1 protein-coding gene is annotated in these 658 nt (G+C 63.5%); it reads right to left on the reverse strand.

All coding sequences use genetic code 11. The features are described 5' to 3' along the window. Window positions 1–658: cytochrome c oxidase subunit I (locus tag A5784_RS10920; RefSeq protein WP_197514697.1), on the reverse strand; the 658-nt coding region annotated here is incomplete at both ends.

Consider the following 658-nt stretch of genomic DNA (forward strand, 5'->3'; position numbering starts at 1 on the left):
ATCATGTGCGGGTAGTGCAGCTCGAACGCGGGACGCTCCGACCGGATGCGGGGCAGCTCGGTGAAGTTGTGCCGCGGCGGCGGGCACGAGGTCGCCCACTCCAGCGAGTTGCCGTAACCCCACGGATCGTCGACCGTGACGGGCTCGCCGTAACGCCAGCTCTTGAACACGTTCCAGGTGAACGGCAGCACCGAGATACCCAGGATGAACGAGCCGATGGTCGAGACCACGTTGAGCGTGGTGAACCCGTCGCTGGCCAGGTAGTCGGCGTAGCGGCGCGGCATGCCCTCGTCACCGAGCCAGTGCTGCACCAGGAATGTGGTGTGGAAGCCGATGAAGGTCAGCCAGAAGTGCAGCTTGCCCAGGCGTTCATCGAGCAGGCGTCCGGTCATCTTCGGGAACCAGAAGTAGATGCCCGCGTAGGTGGCGAACACGATGGTGCCGAAGAGCACGTAGTGGAAGTGCGCGATGACGAAGTAGCTGTCGGTGACGTGGAAGTCCAGCGGCGGGCTGGCCAGCAGCACACCGGACAGGCCGCCCAGGGTGAAGGTGATCAGGAAGCCCACCGAGAACAGCATCGGGGTCTCGAAGGTCAGCTGTCCCTTCCACATGGTGCCGATCCAGTTGAAGAACTTGATGCCGGTCGGGACTGCGATCA

Source organism: Mycobacterium sp. 852013-50091_SCH5140682, assembly GCF_001665685.1.
Classification (GTDB): domain Bacteria; phylum Actinomycetota; class Actinomycetes; order Mycobacteriales; family Mycobacteriaceae; genus Mycobacterium.